General features: G+C 58.4%; 14 protein-coding genes and 1 pseudogene. 6 read left to right on the top strand and 9 right to left on the bottom strand.

Annotation, left to right across the window (positions count from 1 at the left end):
* Window positions 1-41 precede the first annotated feature (41 nt).
* The 6 genes from CAUR_RS16750 (at window position 42) to CAUR_RS16775 (ending at window position 8,454) form a co-directional block, all read left to right on the top strand.
* Window positions 42-1,244 (top strand): hypothetical protein, encoded by a 1,203-nt coding sequence (locus tag CAUR_RS16750; RefSeq protein WP_012259036.1) that lies wholly within the window; start codon window positions 42-44, stop codon window positions 1,242-1,244.
* Window positions 1,216-2,136 carry a DUF58 domain-containing protein gene (locus CAUR_RS16755; protein WP_012259037.1) on the top strand — a complete coding sequence of 307 codons (921 nt, stop codon included), beginning with the start codon at window positions 1,216-1,218 and terminating at the stop codon, window positions 2,134-2,136. The genes CAUR_RS16750 and CAUR_RS16755 overlap by 29 nt, the downstream gene beginning before the upstream one ends.
* A gap of 149 nt (window positions 2,137-2,285) precedes the next feature.
* Entirely contained in the window at window positions 2,286-4,139 is a 1,854-nt protein-coding gene (locus CAUR_RS16760; protein WP_012259038.1) for a vWA domain-containing protein, read from the top strand.
* On the top strand, window positions 4,136-6,673 hold the full coding sequence (locus CAUR_RS16765) for a VWA domain-containing protein (RefSeq protein ID WP_012259039.1): 2,538 nt from the start codon (window positions 4,136-4,138) through the stop codon (window positions 6,671-6,673). Before CAUR_RS16760 ends, CAUR_RS16765 begins: the two co-directional genes overlap by 4 nt.
* Window positions 6,674-6,817: 144 nt before the next feature.
* Complete coding sequence (locus tag CAUR_RS16770; protein ID WP_012259040.1) at window positions 6,818-7,867, top strand: serine hydrolase domain-containing protein; 1,050 nt, start codon at window positions 6,818-6,820, stop codon at window positions 7,865-7,867.
* Window positions 7,868-8,073: 206 nt separating this feature from the next.
* Complete coding sequence (locus tag CAUR_RS16775; protein WP_012259041.1) at window positions 8,074-8,454, top strand: thiol-disulfide oxidoreductase DCC family protein; 381 nt, start codon at window positions 8,074-8,076, stop codon at window positions 8,452-8,454.
* A gap of 403 nt (window positions 8,455-8,857) precedes the next feature.
* Here CAUR_RS16775 and CAUR_RS16780 read toward each other — a convergent pair.
* From CAUR_RS16780 to nrfD, 9 genes and pseudogenes are all read right to left on the bottom strand, one after another.
* Window positions 8,858-9,927, bottom strand: a pseudogene (locus CAUR_RS16780) (Uma2 family endonuclease).
* 1,126 nt (window positions 9,928-11,053) lie between these two features.
* Window positions 11,054-11,782: an NUDIX hydrolase gene (locus CAUR_RS16785; protein WP_012259042.1), complete on the bottom strand. Its 729-nt coding sequence runs from the start codon at window positions 11,780-11,782 to the stop codon at window positions 11,054-11,056.
* 60 nt (window positions 11,783-11,842) lie between these two features.
* Window positions 11,843-12,823 carry a glucokinase gene (glk, locus tag CAUR_RS16790; protein ID WP_012259043.1) on the bottom strand — a complete coding sequence of 327 codons (981 nt, stop codon included), beginning with the start codon at window positions 12,821-12,823 and terminating at the stop codon, window positions 11,843-11,845.
* Between the two features lie 80 nt (window positions 12,824-12,903).
* Window positions 12,904-13,575, bottom strand: a complete 672-nt coding sequence (gene rpe, locus CAUR_RS16795) for a ribulose-phosphate 3-epimerase (RefSeq protein WP_012259044.1) — start codon at window positions 13,573-13,575, stop codon at window positions 12,904-12,906.
* 52 nt (window positions 13,576-13,627) lie between these two features.
* Window positions 13,628-14,347, bottom strand: coding sequence for a ribose-5-phosphate isomerase RpiA (rpiA, locus tag CAUR_RS16800; protein ID WP_012259045.1), 720 nt, complete (start codon window positions 14,345-14,347; stop codon window positions 13,628-13,630).
* A 30-nt stretch (window positions 14,348-14,377) separates the two neighbouring features.
* Window positions 14,378-16,135: a M61 family metallopeptidase gene (locus CAUR_RS16805; protein ID WP_012259046.1), complete on the bottom strand. Its 1,758-nt coding sequence runs from the start codon at window positions 16,133-16,135 to the stop codon at window positions 14,378-14,380.
* Between the two features lie 1,324 nt (window positions 16,136-17,459).
* Entirely contained in the window at window positions 17,460-18,398 is a 939-nt protein-coding gene (locus CAUR_RS16810) for a TorD/DmsD family molecular chaperone (protein ID WP_012259047.1), read from the bottom strand.
* On the bottom strand, window positions 18,395-21,358 hold the full coding sequence (locus tag CAUR_RS16815; protein WP_012259048.1) for a molybdopterin-dependent oxidoreductase: 2,964 nt from the start codon (window positions 21,356-21,358) through the stop codon (window positions 18,395-18,397). Before CAUR_RS16815 ends, CAUR_RS16810 begins: the two co-directional genes overlap by 4 nt.
* A gap of 13 nt (window positions 21,359-21,371) precedes the next feature.
* Window positions 21,372-23,051, bottom strand: a complete 1,680-nt coding sequence (gene nrfD, locus CAUR_RS16820; RefSeq protein ID WP_012259049.1) for an NrfD/PsrC family molybdoenzyme membrane anchor subunit — start codon at window positions 23,049-23,051, stop codon at window positions 21,372-21,374.
* Between the last annotated feature and the right edge of the window lie 47 nt (window positions 23,052-23,098).

Genomic DNA, 23,098 nt, shown 5'->3' on the forward strand with positions numbered 1-23,098 from the left:
TAAATCATATTTTACTCGATAGATTGTGGTACACTGCCAGTATGCAGGAACAATTAATCAGACAACTTCGTCGCCTGAGTGCGCAACGCTGGCGGCAGTATACAATTGAACAACTGATACGTTCGCTCAGTATCGGGCTGCTTGTCGCTTGTATTGGCGCAATGCTGCCGGTGTTTGGCTTTGCCCCATTGCCACGGTCGCTGTTTGGCTGGATCATTGTCGGTAGTACGATGGTTGGCTGTCTACGGGCGCTGAAGTTCCGGCTGACACCAACGACGGCCGCCCGTCGCCTGGATCGGCGGTTTGGGCTGCAAGAGCAATTGAGCACGGCTCTGGAACTACAGGGCGCTCAAGTAGGGGTTGCCGGCAGGTTGCAGGCACAGGCGCAAGAGAGTGTACAGCGCGTGCAAAGGTATCTCAGCCGATCCCGTCAGCCGATCTGGTCAGAAGCACTCATGCCAGTCGCGTTACTGTTGATGCTCGCCGGCTTGCTGATGATCGTCTCCCCGCCAATCCCAGCCGTTGGTGAAGCGGAACCGTTGCCCGATCTTCTCCAACCCGATCCGGTTGCCACCCAACCCGATCCGATTCCCACTGAAGCTGCTCTCTCACCGGTATCAGGTAATGATCTGGACGTGATTTCAGCGCTGGCCGATGCCCTGCGCGATCAGGCATTGACGCGCCCCGCAGCAGAAGCTCTCGATCAGGGTGATCTTGCCGGGGCGGCTGATGCCCTGCGCGAACTGGCCGATCAGATGGGTGAGATTTCACCGGCAGCTCGCGAAGCATTGGCCGAGTCGTTGCGCGAGGCAGCCCGTGCAATCGACCAGACCCGTCCTGATCTCGCCGATCAGTTGCGAGCCACTGCTGATGCACTTCAGTACGGCGATGGTGTTGCCGGTGCGACCGGTATGGATGCGCTGGCCGATGCGCTTGAGCGTCAACCGACGGCACCGGTAGCCGGCGGTGGCGGTGGGGCCGGGAATACGCCGGGGAGCCAGCGCCGTGAGCAGTCGTTTAACCCATCTGGGGTTGATGGTACGCCGTTAGAGCTAACGACTGATGGTAGTGGTCAGGTGCCGACAACCGGTACGTCTGCTGAACAATCAACCGGTGCTTCAGCGGGTGAACTGGTGATTCGTCCCGGCAGCGTCAATGCCGGTGGCCCGGTGCAGACAGCCACCGATCCGCTTCAGATTCCTACGGATGTTCGCGATGTGGTTCGCAACTATTTTTCGCCGTAAATCAGATAATCCGCCGCCACCTTTGTTCGACGAAGCCTTTCTGCGTCGGCTTGAACGACTGAGTCTGCAAGCGCAGCGAACGCTGCGCGGTACGCCAATTGTTGGTCGGTATCCCGGTCGGCAACCGATGCCGGCAACCATTTTTAGCGATCATCGTCCCTATACGCCCGGTGATGATCCCAGGTATCTTGACTGGCATGTCTACGCTCGCCAGGAACATCTGCTGGTGCGTTTGGGTGAAACCGAACAGGATGTGGCGGTTAGTCTGATCCTTGATACCTCGCGTAGTATGGTGACCGGCGATCCGGAACGGTTGCGCCGGGCAATTCAGTTGACCGGTGCCATGGGCTATCTGGCATTGGCCCACGGTGATCGAGTGACCGTCTTGACCGGTGATCAACCACAGCCACTCTTTGGCCCGGCACGTGGCAAAATGCGCGCGGTTGAACTCTTCAAGGCGCTGCGTGACCTGACACCGACCCGTCGCATCGATTTAGAGCAGGCAGCTCGCCAGATAGTGCAACATCATCCCAGGGGCGGTCTGGTGTTGTTACTCTCCGACCTGCTCACCCCGATGCCGATTGAGCGGCTGAACCAGATTTTGCCTGCACCGCGCTGGCAGGTTATGGTGCTGCACCTGCTGAGTAACGCCGATCTGAACCCGAATCTGTACGGGCCGCTGGAGCTGGTTGATAGCGAAACCGGTGATCAGTTGGTTGTTGATCTTGATGAGGCGACATTGGCGGCTTATCGTGCTGCGGTACAGCATTGGCGTACATCAATCGCTCAGCACTGCTCTGCCCGTGGTTTGCATTATGCGCCGGTATTGACCGATTGGGTGCTGGAACGGCAAGTGATCCCGTTTTTGCGCATCCGCCGCTTTCTGACCTGACGTCGGTTAGGCGCGTTTGCTGTTGTGCAAATCCGGTATTGAGCATCGCCGGTCGTGATTCCGTTCAGGGCAGTTGCTCTCTGCGCGGATGTTCGTGATAACGACGTATCACATGTGCCAGGCTCTGAGTCTGTCAATGTAGGAGACCCATGACACTACTTGCGCCATTGGGCTTACTCGCACTGCTAGCGCTGCCGGTGATCGTGATATTGCATCTGATCCAATCACGGCGGCGGCGGGTAGAAGTGCCTTCCCTGCTCCTCTGGCAACAACTGCCACTACAGCCCATAGCTCGTCGTCGGCGCCGGCTACGCCTGACTCTCTTGCTCTTCTTGCATTTGTTGGCCGCATTTCTGATCGGCATGGCCATTGCCCAACCCCAAATAACCTGGCCGTGGCTCGGTTCGCCACGCAATCTCGCCATCATTATTGATACGTCGACCAGTATGGCGCTGGTCGAAGATGGCAGGAGTCGGCTGGATCAGGCTCGTCAACAGGCAGCGACGTTGATTGGGCAGATGCGAGGTTCCGATCAGGTGATATTGATCAGTGCCGGCCCGCAGGCGCGTCTGATCGACCGGGGGCAGGTGGTTGATAGAGAGCGATTACTCGCTGCCCTTGTTGCATTGCGTATTGAAGGTGCCGGGAGTGATGTTACCGGCGCGCTGACTATCGCCGAGACGTTTCTGATCGATCAACCGGGTGCCGGGGTTGTTATGCTGACTGATGGGGCCTTACCACCACCTGATCTCACCGCACGACAACTACCCATTCGGGTCGAGGTGTTGGGTACCGTGCAGGCAAATCGTGCGGTCGTGACTCTGGCTGCACAACCGGGGCCGGCGAACGAAGTTCATATCTACGCTCGTTTGTTGAACGCCGGTGATCGCTTCTTCCGTGGCCCGGTTCGGCTCTGGATCGACGATCAGAACAGCCTGACCGAAACCGTGACAATGCAGGCAGGTGCTACGCTCGAATTGACCTGGACACTTCCCGGCCCGGCCCGCCAGGTGCGGCTAGAGATTGCCGGTAACGATGGCTTACCACTCGACGATACTGCCACGGTGGTGATGAATAATCAACAACCGGTTCGAGTCCTCTTGGTTGGCAGTGACGTTGAGGCGCTTACGCGCGCGCTGCAAGCGATGCCGGATGTAACCCTGACGACAATATCATCAGCAACCTATAATCCCGATCAGGCTCCTCTGGCCGATGTTACCGTTTTGGTGAACACGCTGCCGTCGCGCTGGCCGGAGGGTGGGGTGCTGGTCATCAATCCGCCTGATGGGTCGCTGCTGGCGGTTCAGGGGCGGGCGCCGGCTGAGGCAACCGTGACGCTGACCCCTGCCGGTGAAACGCTGCTACGCGATATTAATCTGAGCGGTGTGAACTGGGGATCAGTAGTGCTCGGTAATCCGCCCGATTGGTTGACGCCGCTGGCCTTCAGTGGCAATCATCCGCTTATCTTGCGGGGCCGTTTTGAGCGCAGTGATGTCGCGGTCTGGAACTTTGATCTGACCGATCATCCCATCACCAGACGCCTGGCGTTTCCGTTACTGGTGGCCCGTACCATTCGTGACCTGGCGCCGCCGGTATTGCCAACGGCAGTGACGTTTGGCACACCTGTCATCTACGCGACCGATCTACGGACGACTGACCTGGAAGTGCGCCATCCAGACGGTGTCCGTGACGTGATGACCATCCAACCGGCGTTGCCCGTCGCGTTGGAACCGTCACAAGCCGGGCTTTACCAGGTTCGTGAGCTGTCTGGCGGGCAGGTGCTGCGCGAGGCGCAGATTCCGGTGAACGCTGGTTCTCTGCTCGAATCTGATGTGACGCCACGGATTGACAATACCACCGTTAACCCGACATTCGCGCCGATGCCGGCTACACGTACTCCCGTGCCACAGCCTGTATGGTCGTGGCTGGTGATCGCGGCTATCGGCATCCTGGTCGCAGAATGGCTCTACATTCAGCGCAGACCAATCCAGGAGGGACGATGATCTGGCAAGCACCGCATATGTTCTGGCTGCTTCTGGTTCTGCCGGCGCTGCTGCTCATCTGGCGTCGTGCCGGCAACCGTCTGCCCTGGAGCGTGGTTGGGATGCGCCTGGCAATCGTCGCGTTGCTGGTTGGTGCCCTGGCCGATCCTATCCGCCCGTTACCCGGTGCGCCACTCGCCGGCCCGCTGATCGTGCTCTATGATCAATCCGATAGCCTGACACCTGCCGGGCAGGCGGCTATTCGCGCCGAAGCCGAAGCGATTGCCGCTGCCGCCGGCCCCGAGACCCGGCTGCTCGCGTTCGGGGCTGATGTGGTGGCAGGTGGTGATCGGCTCCCCGATGGCGCCGGTAGTGATCTGGCCGCCGCCATCGCCACCGTTCGCCACCTGCTCCCCGGTGGCGGGAGAGTCATTCTGATCAGCGATGGTCAGACGACGGGGGGTGATGCTCTGATTGCCGCACAACAGGCTGCGCAGGTCGGTATTCGGATTGATGTGCGTCTTGTCTCGCCACCAGCGGTTTCTGAAGTAGCAGTGACGCGCTTCGATGCGCCTGCGTTTGTGCGTAGTGGGGAAACCTTTGAACTACGCATCGCTACGTTTTACCAGTCACCGGTCAGTAGTGACGCGCTGGCCGCCCGGTTACGGGTATGGGCAGACGATCAACTGCTCGGTGAAGAACCGATCTTTATTCCTTCCGGTTCCTACGAGTTTGTAGCGACGCACACCGCCACCGAACCTGGTGTTATCCGTCTGCGCACCGAGCTTGTGCCCGATAGGAATGACACATTTACAGCGAACAATGTAGCGGGTGCGACCACGCTGGTCATGCCGCCACCAAATATCCTGTTGATTGAAGATAGTGGTGATGAGGGTGCTGTCCTCGCCGATGCGTTACGTCGGGCCGATATGGTGATCGAACGCAGCAGCGCCTCTGAACTGCCGGCCAACCTCGATCTGCTTACCCGCTTCGACGGCTTCGTGCTGGTTGATGTTCCGGCCACTCAGCTCTCATTAGAGCAGATGGTTGCCCTGCGCGAGGTGGTACGTAGCGAAGGCAAAGGCTTGACCGTCATCGGTGGTAATCAGTCGTTCACCCTTGGCGGGTATGCCGAAACCCCTCTCGCCGATGCACTGCCGCTGTTGATGACACCACCGCCACGCCCACAGCGAGCGCCAGTGTCGATCCTGTTCATTATTGACCGTTCGGCCAGTATGAGTGCTACCTTTGGGATCAGCAAATTTGATATGGCCAAAGAGGCTGCCATCCTCTCACTGACGACGCTCCAACCGGGTGACCGGGTTGGTGTGTTGGCCTTCGATACCGAGACGATCTGGACGGTGCCGTTCCGCACGGTTGGCGAAGGTGTTTCGCTGGTTGAGTTGCAAGACCAGATTGCGACAATGTCGCTCGGTGGTGGAACGAATATCGAACGCGCCCTTTCGGTTGGGCTACCGGCGCTGGCGAACGAACCGTACAGCACACGCCATGCGGTATTACTGACCGATGGTCGGAGTTACAGCAACAACTACCCGCGCTACCAGCAACTGGTCGAGACTGCGCGCGCTGCGCAGATAACGCTCTCGACAATCGCCATTGGTAGTGACTCTGACACCGAACTCCTCAATCAGTTAGCCAGTTGGGGGAATGGCCGTTACTACTTTGTCGCCGACGCGACCGATCTCCCGCGGATCACGTTTCAAGAGAGCGAGATCGCAACCGCTGAACTCACCGTCGAGCAACCGGTACCGGTGATCTTGCATCAGCCTCACCCCCTGGTACGAAACCTCAATCCGCGTGAACTCCCTCCGCTTGACGGATACATCGCCCTCCAGCCACGTCCTGAAGCCTCAATGGTGCTGAAAAGTCCTGCGGAAGACCCGCTGCTGGCAGTCTGGCAGTATGGGTTGGGGCGCAGCGTCGCCTGGGCGGCGAGTGCAACCTCGCCGTGGGCAGGTTCATGGCCGGGTTGGCCAGGCTACGAGCAATTCTGGGCGCAGATCGTGCAGTACACGCTACCAACCCCCGATAGCGGCCCGTTGCAAGTGCAGGTTGAAACTGCGCATGGCCGTACCCGCCTGGTCGTTGACGCTCGCTCTGCCGGAGGGAAGCCGATAGACCTGGCCCAGGTCACTGCCCGAATCGCGCTCCCCAACGGAAACGAGCAGAACATCAATCTGATCCAGGTCGCGCCGGGGCGATACGCTCGCGATCTTTCGTTTACAAGCGTTGGCCCCTATGCGATCACGGTGACCCTCTTCGCCAACGGGCAGACGTTACAACGTAGCATCGGCTACGTCCAACTACCCCCGGCGGAGTATGCGTTTCCGCCACCACAGCCATTACAGGGTGAGCGTTTACTGGAACAGATTGCCACACTAACCGGTGGGAGTATGGAGGTTGATCTCTCTGCGACCACACCGGCGGCTCGCACAAGCGGCGAAGTAGTAGCGCTCTGGCCATACCTGGCCGGACTGGCACTCCTGCTCTGGCTGGTCGAGATTGCCCTGCGCAGAAATCGCCTGCTCGTGTAGTGCGGCTGAGACCACAGCACGGTAGCCCAACCTGAAGGCTACTGGTATCGGCTTGAGCCGCACCGATTCCTTCACCTCACAACAGGCGTATACTTTCAGGAAAGCGTCAGCAGATAAGGGAGCAACCTTCGTACCCACAACGATATGATACCTGAGATTGATCACATCATCACCACCGCGATTCACGAGCGTATCTTTCCAGGCGCCATTGTCCTGGTGGCGCAGGACACCCACATCCTGCATGCGGCTGCTTATGGCACCACGATGTACGATGACCCCGGCACCATGCCGGTCACGCTCGATACCATCTACGATCTGGCGTCGTTAACCAAAGTCTTCACCGCCACCGCCGCACTCCGCCTGCACGACGCCGGCATGCTACCACTCGACCAACCCATCCAGCACTGGCTACCGGCACTGCATGCACCCGACATCACCGTTCGCCATCTCCTGAGTCACTCCAGTGGTCTGACCGTCCAACTGGCGCCCTTAGCCCGCGCCGGCGCCGCAACGATCAGAACAATGGTCTACACAGCCACTCCCCGCCATCCACCCGGTCGCATCGTTGAGTATGCCAACCTCAACACCCTGTTGTTGGGTGATGTCGTGACCGCGATCTACGGTGGTTCACTGGCCGACGCCCTGACCGAACTGGTCTGTGTACCGCTCGGCCTGCACAAGACGCGCTTCAACCCACCGACGGAGTGGCGGGCAACCATTGCCCCCACCGAATGGGACTGGGAATGGCGTGGTGGCCTTGTACACGGCGTGGTGCATGACGAAAGCACGTATGCGCTGGGCGGCGTTGCCGGTCATGCCGGCCTCTTCGGCCCGGCGGCTGAAGCATTGCGGCTGGTACAGCTCTTCATCCAGGAAGGAGCCTGGCAAGACCGCCAGCTCCTGCGGGCCGGCACAGCACTGGCTGCACTAACCCCACAACCGGCCTCCGACACCAGCCGATTGGTGAGTGGCCTGGGCTGGATGCTACACCGCCCATACATGGGGAGCGCCATCCACCACGGCTTCGGCCATAGTGGCTTCACCGGCCCCCTCCTGATCGGCATTCCCCAGCGGAGACTGGCAATCGTCCTGCTGTGCAACCGCACCTACCCCAAACGAACACCGCCGCCGTACCGTCACCATGCGATTGCTGCTATGGTTGTAGACGCAATCATCCAGGCGATAGATCGTTAGCGCTCTTGCCAGCCAGATTGCCATAAGTACGGGTATAATGATAGAGAGCGATAAAACCGTTTGATTCAACCTCTTCCAGGAGAGTGATATGAGTCGCAAACGCTATCAGCAATGGTTTCGCATTCTGAGTGCCGTCATCATCGGCATTCTGGTTCTGGCATTAGTTGTAACGGCGATTGTGCCGTACTGATCGATAGAAAACACCTATGCGCTACACAATGCTTTACGATGGCAACTGCCGGATATGTCGCAGCCAGGCCGCATTGATTGCCGGTTACGATGATCACAACCAGATCGAGCTACTCGACGCCAACAGCACCAGTGCACGGGAACGTTTTCCCCAAATTAGCCACGAAGAAGCGATGGGGCAATTGCATGTCGTCGGCCCAGACGGTACCATCTACCGTGGTGCCGAGGCAGTACGCGAAATTCTCCTACAGCTACCGACACTGCGCGGTTTAGGTGAACTCTTGCGCCTGCCTGGTGCCCTGACACTGGCTCAGCCGGTGTACGAATTGATTGCCCGCAATCGCTATCTCTTCGGCGGTAGCACGACGTGCGATGATGATGCCTGTCGACGTCGCTAATGCCGTATCCGGCTTGCCAGTAACCCAGGTTGCTACCTTTGTCACCACAGAGGATTAGGTATAACCTGAGTTGCTACCGTGAGGCGTGACGTAGCGCATCGATGGGAACTGGATACTCCCCACATCGTTCATGCAGGTACGCCACACAGTGTTGCGCACAACGTCGTGCTGTTTATCCTGGCGGTCAAACTCCATGGCATGCCCATAGTACAGGCGGCAACTTGAGTTATCAGTAGTAATCTGATCGATATGCGAGCCTTGGCGTCGAGAAGCTGAACAACGTTTTACATCCTGGCTACACAGGCAGCCAGTTCAGGACACCACATGAAATAGGGAAACTCCCGAACCGGCTGCGTATGTGACAAGCCCATTCGCCGCACACTATGCTGCACTCCCGATAACACTATCCGTTGCCGTGCAATCGACGTAATGTTTCCTCAAGCTCGCGGAGACGAGCTTCGACTTCCGCCCGTGCCGCCGCTTCTGCCGCTCGTGCTTCGGCTTCACGGCGGGCCTGTGCTTCAGCGGCGGCGCGAGCCTCGGCTTCACGGCGGGCCTGTTCTTCAGCAGCGGCGCGTGCTGCCGCTTCTGCGGCACGCGCTTCGGCTTCATGGCGGGCCTGTTCTTCAGCAGCGGCGCGGGCCTCGGCTTCACGGCGGGCCTGTTCTTCAGCAGCGGCGCGAGCCTCGGCCTCACGGCGGGCTTGTTCTTCAGCCAGGCGTGCTCGCTCTTCCGCTAGCGCCCGGGCTGCCGCTTCCTGGCGGGCACGCCGCACCACCTCAGTGTAGTCGCCGATCTCCACCCCCTGCTCGTCGTAGCATACCACGTGGTCGCCCATAATTCCGACCCAGAGCCGGGCTATCGCCAGATACACCCGCCCATTCGCGTCGAGCCGCTGGCGTACATAGCGATCCCCGACCAATCGATAGTCCAGTAAGCGCAGCTGTCGTGGCTCAGAGCGGGTGGTGTCGACGATCACGTACTGCGCCACCCTTGCCCAGGCATAGTGCTCAACCTTGGCCTCCAGATCATTCTGGCGGGTCTCCGGCGAGGTAATCTCAATGATGAGCGCCGGACGCTGGCCTTCATCCCGCACATCGAAAGTGCTCCAGTTCCGCCGTGCGGGGAGACCGGGAATGACCGTCACATCCGGGCTGTGCGGGCGGAGGTTGGGCACGTCCCAGGCGATACGCACATCGGTGAGCACAATGGCTATCCCCGACGGCTCCAGGCGCTCCCGCAACACACTGGTGAGATACATCCGGTCGGTTTCGTGACGGTCGCGCTATGCACGATGACGTCTCCCACCTCCGGATGGAGGACATCCTCGAGAGTGAGTGGCACCTGTTCGAGGTGATGGGGATCGTCGGGGGTGGGGCGGGGCACAAAGCGCCAGCCGTAGCGAAACGGGTCGTCGGCAGGGGCTGTACGTGGTGCGCGCGCACGAGTCAGGTTGGGCTTGAGGTGGGTCATCGTGATACCTCCCTGATGATGTTGGTATCGGCGTGGAAGCGGCGTTGGAACAGTATTGTACCACACCGGATCGCCAGCGTGCCGGGTGATGCGTGTGGGAGAGAGACGGTCTGTTGATGGTCGGTGCGCAAAGGCAGCAGTGGCGGGCAGATGGAAGAGCGTACTGGATCATAATGCGCTCCTGAGCAGAAACGGTGTTCTCTATATAAACCGGTTCAGGAGCGCAAACGTTGCGCGGAATATAGTGAGTAAATCATATCTTGAATGACATCATTCGGGTCGTCAGACCCATGCTGGCGCACTGCCGGCGTACTACCAGTGCGCTTATGGTGGTTTGTCAGCGGTGCACACGAACCGGTTCACGGGTTATCACGCTCAGGTACAGCGCCAGCGTGATGGGTGATGAGTGGGTAACGGTGGTGTTGTATCCACCAGTGACCTGCGACACGCCCCGATCCTATTTCATCTCTGGGGGTGGGAACTACCGGTGACAGATGGCTCCTGCTGTCGCGTGTTGGCTCAGGGGAGCGATATACCGTAACTTCTATGTCCCCTTCCCGCCGTCAGGCCAGTCCTGCCGTCATGCGGGCTGAAGCCCTGCCTGACCGCGTGCAAGCCCCGTTAGGGCAAGTGCGATACCCCCTCCTCGCGCTACCCCACCAGTCCCGCCTATGCATTACCCACATGTCACACAGAAGCCGGTATGACCCCTCATAACACATCGTGCTGAACACGGCGCATCGTTCGTCACGCACACCAGGCGTCAGGTGTTCCGCAGCCTCGATCCCGCGTGCAGCCAAACCCGCCGATCTGGTCGTGCGGGCTGAAGCCCTCCCTCACGACGTGGAAGCCCCGTTGGGGTTATCCACACGTGCGTCTGGCACCACTCCTCGCCGTCAGGTCAGCCCCGGCGGGGCTTCTACGAATTGAGGCTGGGTTTTAACCCGCCGACTCGCCGGCCCTCATCCCCGGCCCCTCGCCCGCATGCGAGCTATGCAGTATTCGAGTTATGGGTAATGCATGGCAGTCCCGCACGGGGGTGCACGAAGCGAGAACAGGGTTCTACCCTATCGATTCTGATGACAAACGCTTGCAGAAACATTAGAGAAGCTGATCTTGGGGTCGGTCAACTCACCCCTTCACGGCGATCCTCGCGCCAGCGGAAGACAAATTGCTTATCGCCGGATCGATCACGGCGAAACCGCCAGAGGCGGGTTGGTCGCCCACGGCCTTCACGCATATAGGGTGTCTCTTCCAGAATACCGGCCTCTTTGATCTTGCGGTAGAAATTGCCCTTGTCGAGCTTTTCCCCCAAAATCTGCTCGTAAATGTGTTTCAATTCGAGGATCGAGAAGAGTTCAGGTAGCAACTGAAACGCCAGCGTCGTATACTCAAGCTTCGAGCGCAATCGCGAGAGGGCATAGGCCAGAATCTGATCGTGATCGAAGGCCAACGGCGTGGGCAGGTGGTCAACCGGGAACCAGCGCACATCGCTGTTCTCAGCGCTCACCCGGATCGTCTGTGCATCAGCGCGTACCAGTGCAATGTAGGCCACACTGATCACACGGTGACGCGGATCGCGCTGAACATCGCCGAAGGTGTAGAGCTGCTCAAGGTACACATCTCGTACCCCAGTCTCCTCTTCGAGTTCACGACGTGCAGCCTCTTCAAGCGATTCGTCAAGCCGGATGAAACCGCCCGGTATCGCCCAGCGTCCTTCAAATGGCCAGCGCTTGCGCTGTACCAGTAAGACGTGCAGGGTACGATTGATCAGGCTGAAGATGACCACATCGACCGTGACAGCCGGCAGTTGATATTTGCTGATGTCGTAAGGTACCGGGCGTTCATCCTGCATGATCGATTATCTCCCTCCGTTGTGATTTAGTGTTATTTATACACTAAAATACTAACGGTGTCAACTCATTGCTGCTGCTGCCGCGCCGAGGAGACCGGCTTTCGGTTCGAGAATGACGTGAATCGGCACCTGGCTCAGCAATTCACTGAAACGTCCTTTATCACGGAAGACCTGTAGGAATCGTTCACGCTTGATCAATGGCAGCATCCGTGGTGGTAAACCACCGCCAATGTATACGCCGCCGGTCGCCAGTACCTTTAACGCCAGATTGCCGGCTTCGGCTGCCAGAATGTCAACGAACAGTTCAAGGGTGGTACGGCATACCAGGCACATCTGTTCGGTTGCCATCCCGGCCTGGACAATGACCGGTGTGGGATCACTGGCAGCGGCCAGTTGCTCGGCGACCGCCGGCGTTTCGCGTTGGAGCAGTCGATCACGTACAAAAGCGTACAAATTCGGTATGCCAATGCCCGAGCAGACACGTTCGTAGCTGACGTGATTGTACCGTTGATGCAGGTAATCGAGCAGATCTTTTTCAACCTGATTGCGGGGCGCGAATGTCGTGTGACCGCCTTCAGAGGGGTGCGGGCGATAGCGCACCCCGTCCCAGGTGAGAAATGCCTCACCCAGACCGGTACCAGGGGCGATGACCCCAATTGCGCCACCAGCAATGGCTTGCCCCGCAGTAAGTGTCTCCAGATCAGCAGGTTCGAGAATCGGAACCGATTGGGCAATCGCTTCCAGATCGTTTAACAGGCGTACCGGTGCGCCGTTTAACACTGTACTCAATCTGGCAGCGTCAATTGTCCAGCTCAGATTCGTGATACTGGCCCGTCCGCTGACCACCGGCCCGGCGACGCCAAACGCTGCGCCCTCAATGGGAACCGGATGTTGTTCGCGAAACTCAGCGATCATCGTCTCTAAATCGGGATAACGCGCACTGGCAAATGTCTGTTCAAAAACCGGATGATGTGGCCCGGTCGCCTGATCAAAGAGGGCCAGAATTGTCTTTGTGCCGCCGATGTCACCGGCCAGATACATAGATCACCTGCATTATTTCAACACATGCCCTGTCCACAAGAGTAAGGTTCTGTTTTGACCCGCTTGCATCCTTTAGCCCATCACTTACCCGGAACGGCCTCACCCAACGCTATGCGCAGCTCGCTAATGGCATCCGGGATTGGTTGCGGGCCAAATACCGCCGATCCAACCACTGCCACCGTCGCACCGGCAGTTGCACAGGCGGCGATGGTGGTTGGATTTACCCCACCATCAACCATAATCTCCACCGGACGATCACCCAGCAGGGTGCGCAGCCGCTGTACTTTTGCGAGTACCGACGGAATGAGCGTCTGTCCGCCAAAACCGGGATTGACCGTCATTAACAAGATGAGTTCTACCTGATCGATTAGCTCTTCGACCATGCTGAGAGGAGTTGCCGGGTTGATAGCAACCCCGGCTTTTTTGCCCAGATTGTGGATCATTTGCACGGCCCGATGCACGTGAGGCGTCGCTTCAGCGTGGACGGTTATCAGATCGGCACCGGCAGCGGCAAAGTCGGCCAGGTAGCGTTCCGGCTCAACAATCATCAGGTGAGCATCGAGTAATGCTCCGTATTGATCGGCTAGTGGTCGCAATGCGCGAACAACCAGCGGACCGAAACTAATATTCGGCACAAACCGGCCATCCATCACATCGAGATGAATCCAGTCAATACCGGCAGCACAGGCTGTGGCAACCTGTTCGCCCAAACGCGCAAAATCAGCCGTGAGAATTGAAGGCGCAAGCCGCATAGCATCCCTGTTGTTATGATGGTTTCAATCCACGCCTTCCGCGAATGAAAGCCTACCAGGCTATTGTACCGCAATCGCTGGTGGTCACGTGCTGCACACCGTCCGGGCCGGCTACGAAGAGATCGGTTGCCAGACCAATGAACAGACCGTGTTCGACAATGCCGGCTCGCGCTGATAGCTGAGCTGCCAGCGCTGCCGGATCATTGAGTGGGCCGCACTTCCAATCGAGAATGAGGTTTCCCTGATCGGTACGGAAGGGTTGACCATCGGCCCGCAGGCGAAGCTGCACCGTTCCGCCTTGTGCCTCCAGCCAGCGTGCAGTGGCGCGCCAGCCAAAATCGACGACTTCGAGCGGTAAGGCAAAGCGTGTACCGAGGGCTGGTGACAGTTTGCTGTCATCAACAATAATCGCGACCCGCCGACTGGCCTGCGCGACCATCTTTTCACGCAATAGTGCTCCGCCGCCTCCTTTTATTAACGATAGTTGCGGATCAACCTCGTCAGCGCCGTCAATGGTCAAATCCACCGCAGCGACTTCGTCGAGCGTTGTGAGCGGAATACCCAGTTCGCGAGCCAGTTGGGCAGTGCCCTCGGCACACGGTACACCAACGATGTCGTTCAGATCACCCTGGTGCAGACGTTCGGCAATCATGCGTGTTGCGTAGGCGGCAGTACTGCCAAAGCCCAACCCGATCACCATCCCTGGCCGTACCAGGGCTACCGCCGCCGCTGCCGCCATTGCTTTGCGTGTCTCAGTTGACGTTGTATTCATCGTCGCTGTCACTCTTGTTCTGTGAAGTGCCTAGACCATTCTTTGCAGCCACGCTGAACGGGTGTGCAATTGGGCAGCCGTCGGCGCTGCTACATTGACCAGTGATAGCATATCATATGGCGCGACAGCCAGTGTCACCGGGACGTCAATCAACGCATCTCCCCGGAAGAGGGTCAACCGCACGACATCACCGGGTTGACGTTCAAGCAGTCGTTGCTGCAAACGCTCTTCATTGACGCGCCAGCCATCGAGGGCAACCAGCTCATCATCGGCATATACCCCCGCTTCGTAAGCAGGGCCGTCACTGCGCACTGTAGCCACAATGGTGCGCTCACCCTGTTTCTTCCAACTCACACCCAGCCATGCCGGTGGCTGACCATCGGGCCGTGGTCGGCGGTATTGCCAGCGCGGTTCCAACCCGACAACAGCCAGCGCTGCTGCATAATCCAGCTCGTCGACACCGACAACATAGCGTTCGTAGAGCGAACGTAAGCCATTGTCTGTACCGCCAATCGCTTCAATTGCCGCCAGTACTGCGCCGTCCTCCGGGATGCCAGGCCCGGTGATTGGGTAACGCTGGTACAAATAGCGCATCACATCGTCGAAGCTGCGTTCGTTATTGGTTTGCGCCCGGATCGCCATGTCAAACATCCAGCACACCAACGCACCTTTCAAATAGTACGAGATGCTTGAATTGATACTGTTTTCATCAGGACGGTAGAACTTAATCCAGGCATCAAAACTACTCTGTTCGAGGCTCTGGAGACGACGACCGGGTTGACTCTGCAATTGGACGATCTTCTCTGCCAGTTTTTGCAAATAACGCTCTTCACTCATCAGCCCGGCCCGTACCAGAAGCAAATCGTCGTAATAGCTGGTGGCACCCTCCATCAACCACAGGAGTCGGGTGTAGTTCTCGTTTTGATAATCGAACGGCCCCAGGGGTGCCGGGCGCAATCGCTTGACGTTCCAGGCGTGAAACAGTTCGTGCGAGGTCAGACTCAAATAGCGCTCGTAGTGCTCACCGAATGTCCAGCGGTCAACCATATTGGTAGCACTATTGCGATGCTCGAGTCCACCACCCTTGCCATCGGTCAGATGCACGATGAAGGTATAGTCGCGGTAGGGTAGACTACCGAACATTGCTCGCTGCACCTCAACGATTCGTTTGGTGTCGGCCAGCAATCGCTCTTCGTTTTCGTTGCCGTGGCCCCAAATGGCAATAGTGTGTGGGACATCATCAACCGTGAAGGTGAGCAAGCGATGCGTTCCGCATTCAACCGGGCAATCGATCAATTCATCGTAATCGGTGGCCTGGAATGAAGCGCGCTGCGGACGCGCCGGATCGGGCGGTAACGCGGTCAGGCCGGTCGTCACCTGCCAGCCGGTGGGCGGATCGACGTGCAGGGCCAATGGTTCCTGCGTGCGACCGTGGACATACATAAACACATTTGCGCCATTGAAATAGCCGTGCGATCCGTCAAGATGACTGGTACGCACGGTAAGATCAAATGCGTATACTTTGTAGGTCACTATCACCCGCGACGCAGCACCGGCCTCAACCAGCCAGCAATCTTTGCGAATTTTTCGCCACGGCAACCGCACACCCTGCGTGTCAACTGCTTGAAATTCCTGCACATGGCGTGCAAACTCACGAATCATATATGAACCAGGAGTCCATGCCGGTAACGATAGGCGAATCTCACCGGTTTCGTTACGTTCGATCTCGATCTGCACATGAAAGAGGTGGGAATGCGGCATTGGCATTGCAATCGTATAGGTGATCATGATGAAGCTCCTTGTCCAAAGCTATCGAAAAGAGCATGAATGTCGGTGCATGACAGGCAATTGTTCGTAACAATAACCTGCAAAACCGGTGAGCGCAACGTTTCTCACGTGTTTGTGAGATATGCAAACACACCCAAGTATAGCATGGCAGCGCACGGGGGCTGAAAGCCAAAAGGCCGGGTGGATTCTGGTGGAGGAGAGTTCATGAGCCGTGATCCGACAATTCCCCTGCCACCACCCCTAAGCGTTGAGATGCCAAACTGGCATTCTCGCTCCGCATGCAGTGAGATCACGTTTCGGCGAAGATACCGTTACCGGGCAGTGATGCCCGTGTCGCGTGGTACGGAGTGCGGCAGCCATGCTGCCGCACCAGCCGTACTCACAATCCGGCGCGGATTGCAGCGGACTCCCGTGCCGGCACGTGCCTCTGATGATAGGGATGGCTGAACGCAGGCCAGCAGCCTGCCCCACAGCGTGCTGGTGTCGGTGGGACGCAGGGGCGGTTCCGTAGGGGCGGGTTCTAAACCCGCCCCTACAGACGGTGCCTGGGCCGTTCACCTGACCATCCAGGGGAGGTGGTGAATAAGGGACATCACCCGATCACGATGGTCGTGATCACAGACCCGGCGAACGGCATTGCCGCTGCACCCGCCGGGGTGGATACGGGTTTCCGGCGGCGTTACCCGTGGCGCGTGGTATGGAGTGCGGCAGCCACGCTGCCGCACCAGCCGTGCTCACGATCCGGCGAGGCTTGCAGCGGACTCCCGTGCCGGTACGTGCCTCTGATGATGGTGGGACGTAGGGGCGGTTCCGTAGGGGCGGGTTTAGAACCTGCCCCTACGGATTGTCGCGTGGGTGTTACGTCACGAACGGGAAGCGGATGGTCGCAGTGGTGGCGGAGGTAGATGGTGTATTAGACCGTGGCGCAGGCTTCTAGCCTGTGCACCAGCGGCCACGACCAGCACATGACGGCGGTAGTGGGGATGCCTGCACGCGGGCTGGAAGCCCTCGCCACGGGGAGCGCTTGCAGCCCGGCCTAACGCAGCGTGACACGTGGGTAATGCATAGCCTGCACTGCGGTAGGGGGGCCGGGGCTGAGGGCTTTCAGCTCATCATCAAGCCCTACCGCTTGCCCGCGCTCACAGGTTCTGTTCATCCTTGAGCCGTTGGGATCAGGGGACATCAGTTCAAGATGTGTCTCTGATGTTGTGCAGTGAGCAACGTCGCGTGGAGTCGCACTGGTTGATAACGACAAGCAAATTGCATAGGCGCAAGCCTGTGCATTCGCGGCTGAAGAGTGCCGAAGACCGGGTCTGGTGTAAAGCTAGGTGCTGATCAAGCGTTGACTACGCTCCAACCGCTCGATCCACGGGGCGAGAAATGGTTGCCAGACCGCCTGCCCATCAATCAGCATAGACAACCTTTGTGCTTCGGCTGACATCATTTCTTGCAAGGCAACGATTAATCCGTCTGCTTGCTCAAACTCACCGGCAGTCTCGAAGAGGGTGCGCATCATCGTGAAGCGATCCCCAATTGGGATTGAAAATCCGAGCCGGCGGGCCAACTGTGAGCAATCGGCGCGGCTGAAGAAGATGCCGGCGCGTACCGGTGTAATGAGATGACGTATCAGCGTGTTGAGGTCATCTGTTTCTGGCGAGGCAGCGCTCGTGGCGAGCGGAATGTATGAGCGAGATGAGGACGGTACCGGTTGAAGACGCTCCAGCTCGCTCTCGATAAATTCTACCGCGAGGGTGGCCAGGGTTTGATAGAGTGGATGACCGGGAATGCGCTGCACAGCATGCGCCCAAACCGGCACCCAGACGGCGAGATGGTTGCCGAGAAAGGACGCTGCGTGTTGGTGTGCCCACTGCTGCAATCTACTGTCGCCATCGGCCAGAGCTGCTGCTTCAGTGGCGATCAGGCGGGCAAGAAAGAGGAATTCGATCCCCAAATGGTCGGGAGCACCAACAGTCTGCGGTGGCGTAAAGCCACAGGTAGCGTAGAAAGCCGCCACCTGATCGGCGGCTGCGGTGTTGAGCATGAGTTCTTCGTCGCGGTAAAGCGACTCGTAAGGGTAGACATTGCGTCCGAAGGTCTGCTCATACGCAACCGCCAGGCTCTCCGGTTGATCTGTCATCACCGTTGCCAGTTCAGGCAGTGCCACCGCCTCCGCCCAAAGCTGAGCGGAAGGCGGTGCGATAAGGAGACGGCCAATGACATCGGCCAGGGTCTGGCGGGCTACAAGGTCAGCGGTATCGTTCACGATTTTTTCTCCGGCAGGAAATACGCCTCACGGGCCGGGCGGAACGGTCGCAACAGCCAGTGTGGCCGACGCATGCCGTTTGGTGACACCTTGCTTGCCGGTCGCGTCATCGCCAGCCATTCACGGTAGACTTCGTGTGCCCGTTTGGTATCGACATAAATGTCGCCATAGCGGTCGTTCGGGCCGGCTGGTTCGAGGCGTACTTTCTGATGCCAGCAGTGCATGCCGCTGATTGGATCAGGGTGTACGGCAAAGGTCAGGTTCTGATGCACACCGGCATCTTCCCACCAGATGCGCGAGGTGTCGGGATCGTCGCTCTCGTAGGGGCGGATGCCGTGAAGCTGACGCATACGCCATTCACCCTGACCCTCTTGTTTGAGTTCGACCAGAGCAGTCGAGAGTCGACCGCCGCCATCTTCCTGGAGTCGCCATCGCCCCAGATGGTGCGAACAGGCGATGACACCAGGGCGAATGCCTTCAGTCACCCAAACCCGATCAACGAAGTAGCCGATCTCGGTCACGACTTTGATCAGGTCACCGGTACGCAAGCCGAGCCGTTCGGCATCGCTGGTGTGAATCCAGACCGGGTTCTTGTGGCTGATCTCGTATAGCCACTTGGCATTCCCGCTGCGGGTGTGAATCAGTGTAGGTAGTCGGAAGGTAGAGAGCAGTACCGCCTCATTCTTGCTCCGGTCAATCTTGCTGGGATGCACGTGGCTGTGAATGTACGTAGGAATAGCGTACTCCGGCCACCCCCAATCGCGTAAGGTAGTTGAGTAGAACTCAAGCCGGCGCGACGGGGTGGGGAAGCCGGTCACAATCGAACCGTCTTCCAGTTTGATACCAATTGGTCGGCCACGTTCGGGATCAGGCTCGAAGTAGGGCAATGGCGTAATATTCGACGATGGTGGTGCCGGTGTTTTGGTGTAGACGATACCGGTATTCGGATCAATCGTCGCGTCGCTCAGGTCAGCCGCACTGAGTGGTTTATCGAAGGTGGGTTGTACGCCCTTCCGCAGCTCGAATGCACCGTAGCGACGCATGTATTCCAGCGGGGTTAATCCCTCTTTCGCCGCGGCTTCGGGCAGACCCGGCACGTGGTTCTCGAACATCCAGCCGTAGAACTCATCAACAGTAATCTTCTGACCAGGTCGGTACGGGCTTTCAAAGGTCTTGCGAATACCCAGGCTACCATCGGGATCAATCCGCCACGACAACTCGATCCAGAACTCAACCTCTTCCCAGACTTCGCCGGGATTAGCGTCACGGGTATCGTTCACCGGCTTGCCCAGGCGGCGCATTGCTTCGCGCAGAACCGGCTGACGGAAGGCAATCCAGCAACCGGCGTGCGTCTCCTGGCTCATCACATCGTGGCGCTCGGCGCCGACACCCATCGGCAAAATATAGTCGGCAAACCAGCCGGTCTCGCTCCACGTCGGCGAGAGATGGACGTGGAGACCGATCTTGCTCTCGTCGGTCAAGACCTCCAGCCAGCTCATGCCATCGGGGTTTGTCCAGAGCGGATTGTAGACACGGGTGAAATAGGTGTCAACCTTACCCCGTCCTTCTTTCAGGAAGTGCGGGAGCAAAATGCTCATTTCATAGAAATTGAGCGGATACTCCTGTGGCCAGGTCAGCTCATTCCAGACCTTCACGTGGGGTGCCATGTTCGGGTGACGCGGAATCCATTTGTCCCACACATTGGCCGATGTTCCACCTTCGACCCCAATCGATCCGGTCAGGACATTGAGGAACCAGAGACAACGAGCGACCATCCAGCCGCCGAGGTTGGCACTGGTTGCGCTGCGCCAGCTATGGGTGGCGAGTTTGCCTTCGCAACGGGCGATGATTTTGGCTACACGCTCGATCTGCTCAGCACTGACTCCACTCTCCTGGGCCGCAAACTCAAAGGTATACTGAGCGTAAAGCTCTTGCAACTTCATCTCGAAATGCTCAAAGCTAACCGGTAGATCGGGATGTTCGGCCCGCAGATAATCTGCCCAATTGACCCAGCGGCGCACAAAATCGCGATTGTACTGCCCGGTACGAATGAGATAGTTAGCAATCGCAAGCAGAATTGCCGTCTCGCTGCCCGGCCACGGCGAGAGCCACTCATCGGCCAGTGAGGCGGTGTTCGAGAGGCGGGTATCGAGCACGATGAGCTTTGCGCCGGCCATCTTACCTTCCATAATCCGCTGGGCGTGCGGGTTGAAATAGTGGCCGGTCTCAAGATGCGAGCTGATGAGGAGAATGACACGCGCATTCGCGTGATCGGGTGAAGGCCGGTCGAGTCCCATCCACATCGCCTGCCCACAGCGTGCACCTGACGAGCAGACGTTGGTGTGCGAGTTGTGACCATCGACGCCCCATGCCGGCAATACCCACTCCATAAAGCCATCGTGACCGGGACGACCAACGTGGTAGATGATCTCGGTCTGGCGCTTCTCGATAATTGCTTTGCGGATACGACCGGCAATATCGTCGAGCGCTTCATCCCACGAGACGCGCACCCATTTGCCTTCACCACGCTTGCCAGCACGCTTCAAAGGATAGAGAATCCGGTCGGGGTCATAGACCTGATTGAGCGTTGCCGGCCCTTTCGCACAGTTGCGACCGCGACTACCGGGGTGGAGCGGGTTGCCCTCGAACTTTTTGATCTTGAGGGTTTCGACATCAACGTAGGCCAGCAGTCCACAGGCACTCTCGCAATTGAAGCAGACCGTCGGTACCAGCGTGTAGCGGCGGGCAACCTTTTGCGGCCAGGCTTTGGGATCGTACTCCGTCCAGTCTTGCCAGCGTTCGACCGGTGGGTAGTCACGCAGTTCCTGGCTACTGGTTAGCGTTGCCGTGGGTGTAGTACTGGTGACATACGCCTGTACTGGTGGTGTGAGCGGCTCAACCCGCGAAGATGATCGTTGACCAAGTGTTCCAAGCAGGCGATGAAGGAGTGATGTCGCCATAATGATACCTCTCTTAACTGTTCGGCACGTGTTGCGGCGCCATGACGAAAGCGTATTCAAAGGCGTACAACCCGGCAATTGCGGCCAGTCCGGCTACTGCCAGGAGTGGCATCGCCAGGGTCGGAGCAATGAACGCCAGGATGATGCACAGCACCGGGAGAACGTGACCGAGAGCAATCGCTCCTTGCCAGAAGTGGTTGCGGTAGCGGCCGTGGCTAATATCGTGCGCGGCGCGGGCAGCAACTTCACTGGCATGAGGGATACCGAACTCACCAACCAGGAGCATAAAGAGATCGATCAGCAAACTACCGGCAAAGAGCCAGCCGAGCAGGGTGAGAAATGCTGCCGGCATAGCCACAAACGGTGCGAGCAGCAAGAGCGTACCGGCACCAACCATCACAGCCTGCACCAGGAGATGGGCCGGCAAGAGGGGACTTTGCCACAGGTCACGCCCCTCGGCCTGCGCGAAGAGGAACGCGGTGTAAATGGCTGCCAGCACGGCCAGCGGCATCCCGATCCAGGCCAGGATTGGCCGCAAGCCTGAGACAGCGGCTTCTGGCCAGATATTCAAGGCAGCGCCGGCCTCAGCCAGGAACCACAGCCCGCCAACCAGCGTAAAGGCAATCAGGATAAACGCCCCGCGTGTCAGCCAGCTCCGCCATTGTGGGCGGGTGAGAATGGTAAAGAACAGATGCGGCTTTTCCAGATCAAACACCAGCAGAGCGGTTGTAATACCAATGAAGAGCAGACTTACAAAGAGCGCAATTGCCAGCAGTGGTGCAGTCAGCGGCGCCAGTCCAAGACCAACAGCGGCGGCCACTGCGAGAAAGACACCACTCCCAATCCCTTTTGTCACCAGATATGCCGGTACCGGCCAGTGCCACGGAATCTTGTGTTGAGCGTTGTAGCCGGTTTGCACCATGTGACCGGCCACCCGGCCACCCAGCATCAGCGCGCTCTGACCACTTCCCAGCCCCTGTTCACGCGGCGGGCGAATCTTTGCTCCCGAAGCCGCAGTAAGCGGAATGACCTCACGGGCATGTTGTTTTCGTCCGTTCGTATGGTGGTGACCAACCAGTTGCTCGCTCACCACATCAGCCCACATAAAGGTAGAACTGGTCGTCGAGGCGGTTGGCGTCAATGTGGTTTGGTCAGCATCAATGTAAAACAGCTTGGGTGCGGTGCCCTGTTCAGGCTTGCGCACCGAAACCGGCTCACGGGCAATTAATTGGCTGATCAGACTATTGGGATCATCGAGATCGCCAGAGATGATCGCCTGTTCGGGACAGACAATTTCACAAGCCGGTTTCAACCCCTGATCGATACGGTGCGCACAGAAGTGGCACTTCGCCGCATTGTGGCTCTCTGGATCAATGTAAATGGCGTCGTAAGGACAGGCCTGCAAACAGGCTTTGCAGCCGATGCACACCTTCGGATCAAACTCTACAATCCCGTCGGTGCGCTGATACATTGCTGTGACCGGACAAATGCGAACACAAGGTGGATTGGCGCAGTGGTTACAACGTGTCACCTGAAAATGGCGCCGGGTGGAGGGGAAGGTGCCGGTCTCTACATACTTCACCCACGTGCGGTAAACCCCAAGTGGAACTTCATTCTCCGACTTGCAGGCAGTACTGCATGCGTGGCAACCGATGCACTTCCGCTGATCGATGAGGAAGCCGTAGTTTGTCATGGCCAGCTCTTTCTGGCTATAGCATAAGAACCTCGACTAGGCAAATA

It is taken from the genome of Chloroflexus aurantiacus J-10-fl, assembly GCF_000018865.1.
Lineage (GTDB): Bacteria > Chloroflexota > Chloroflexia > Chloroflexales > Chloroflexaceae > Chloroflexus > Chloroflexus aurantiacus.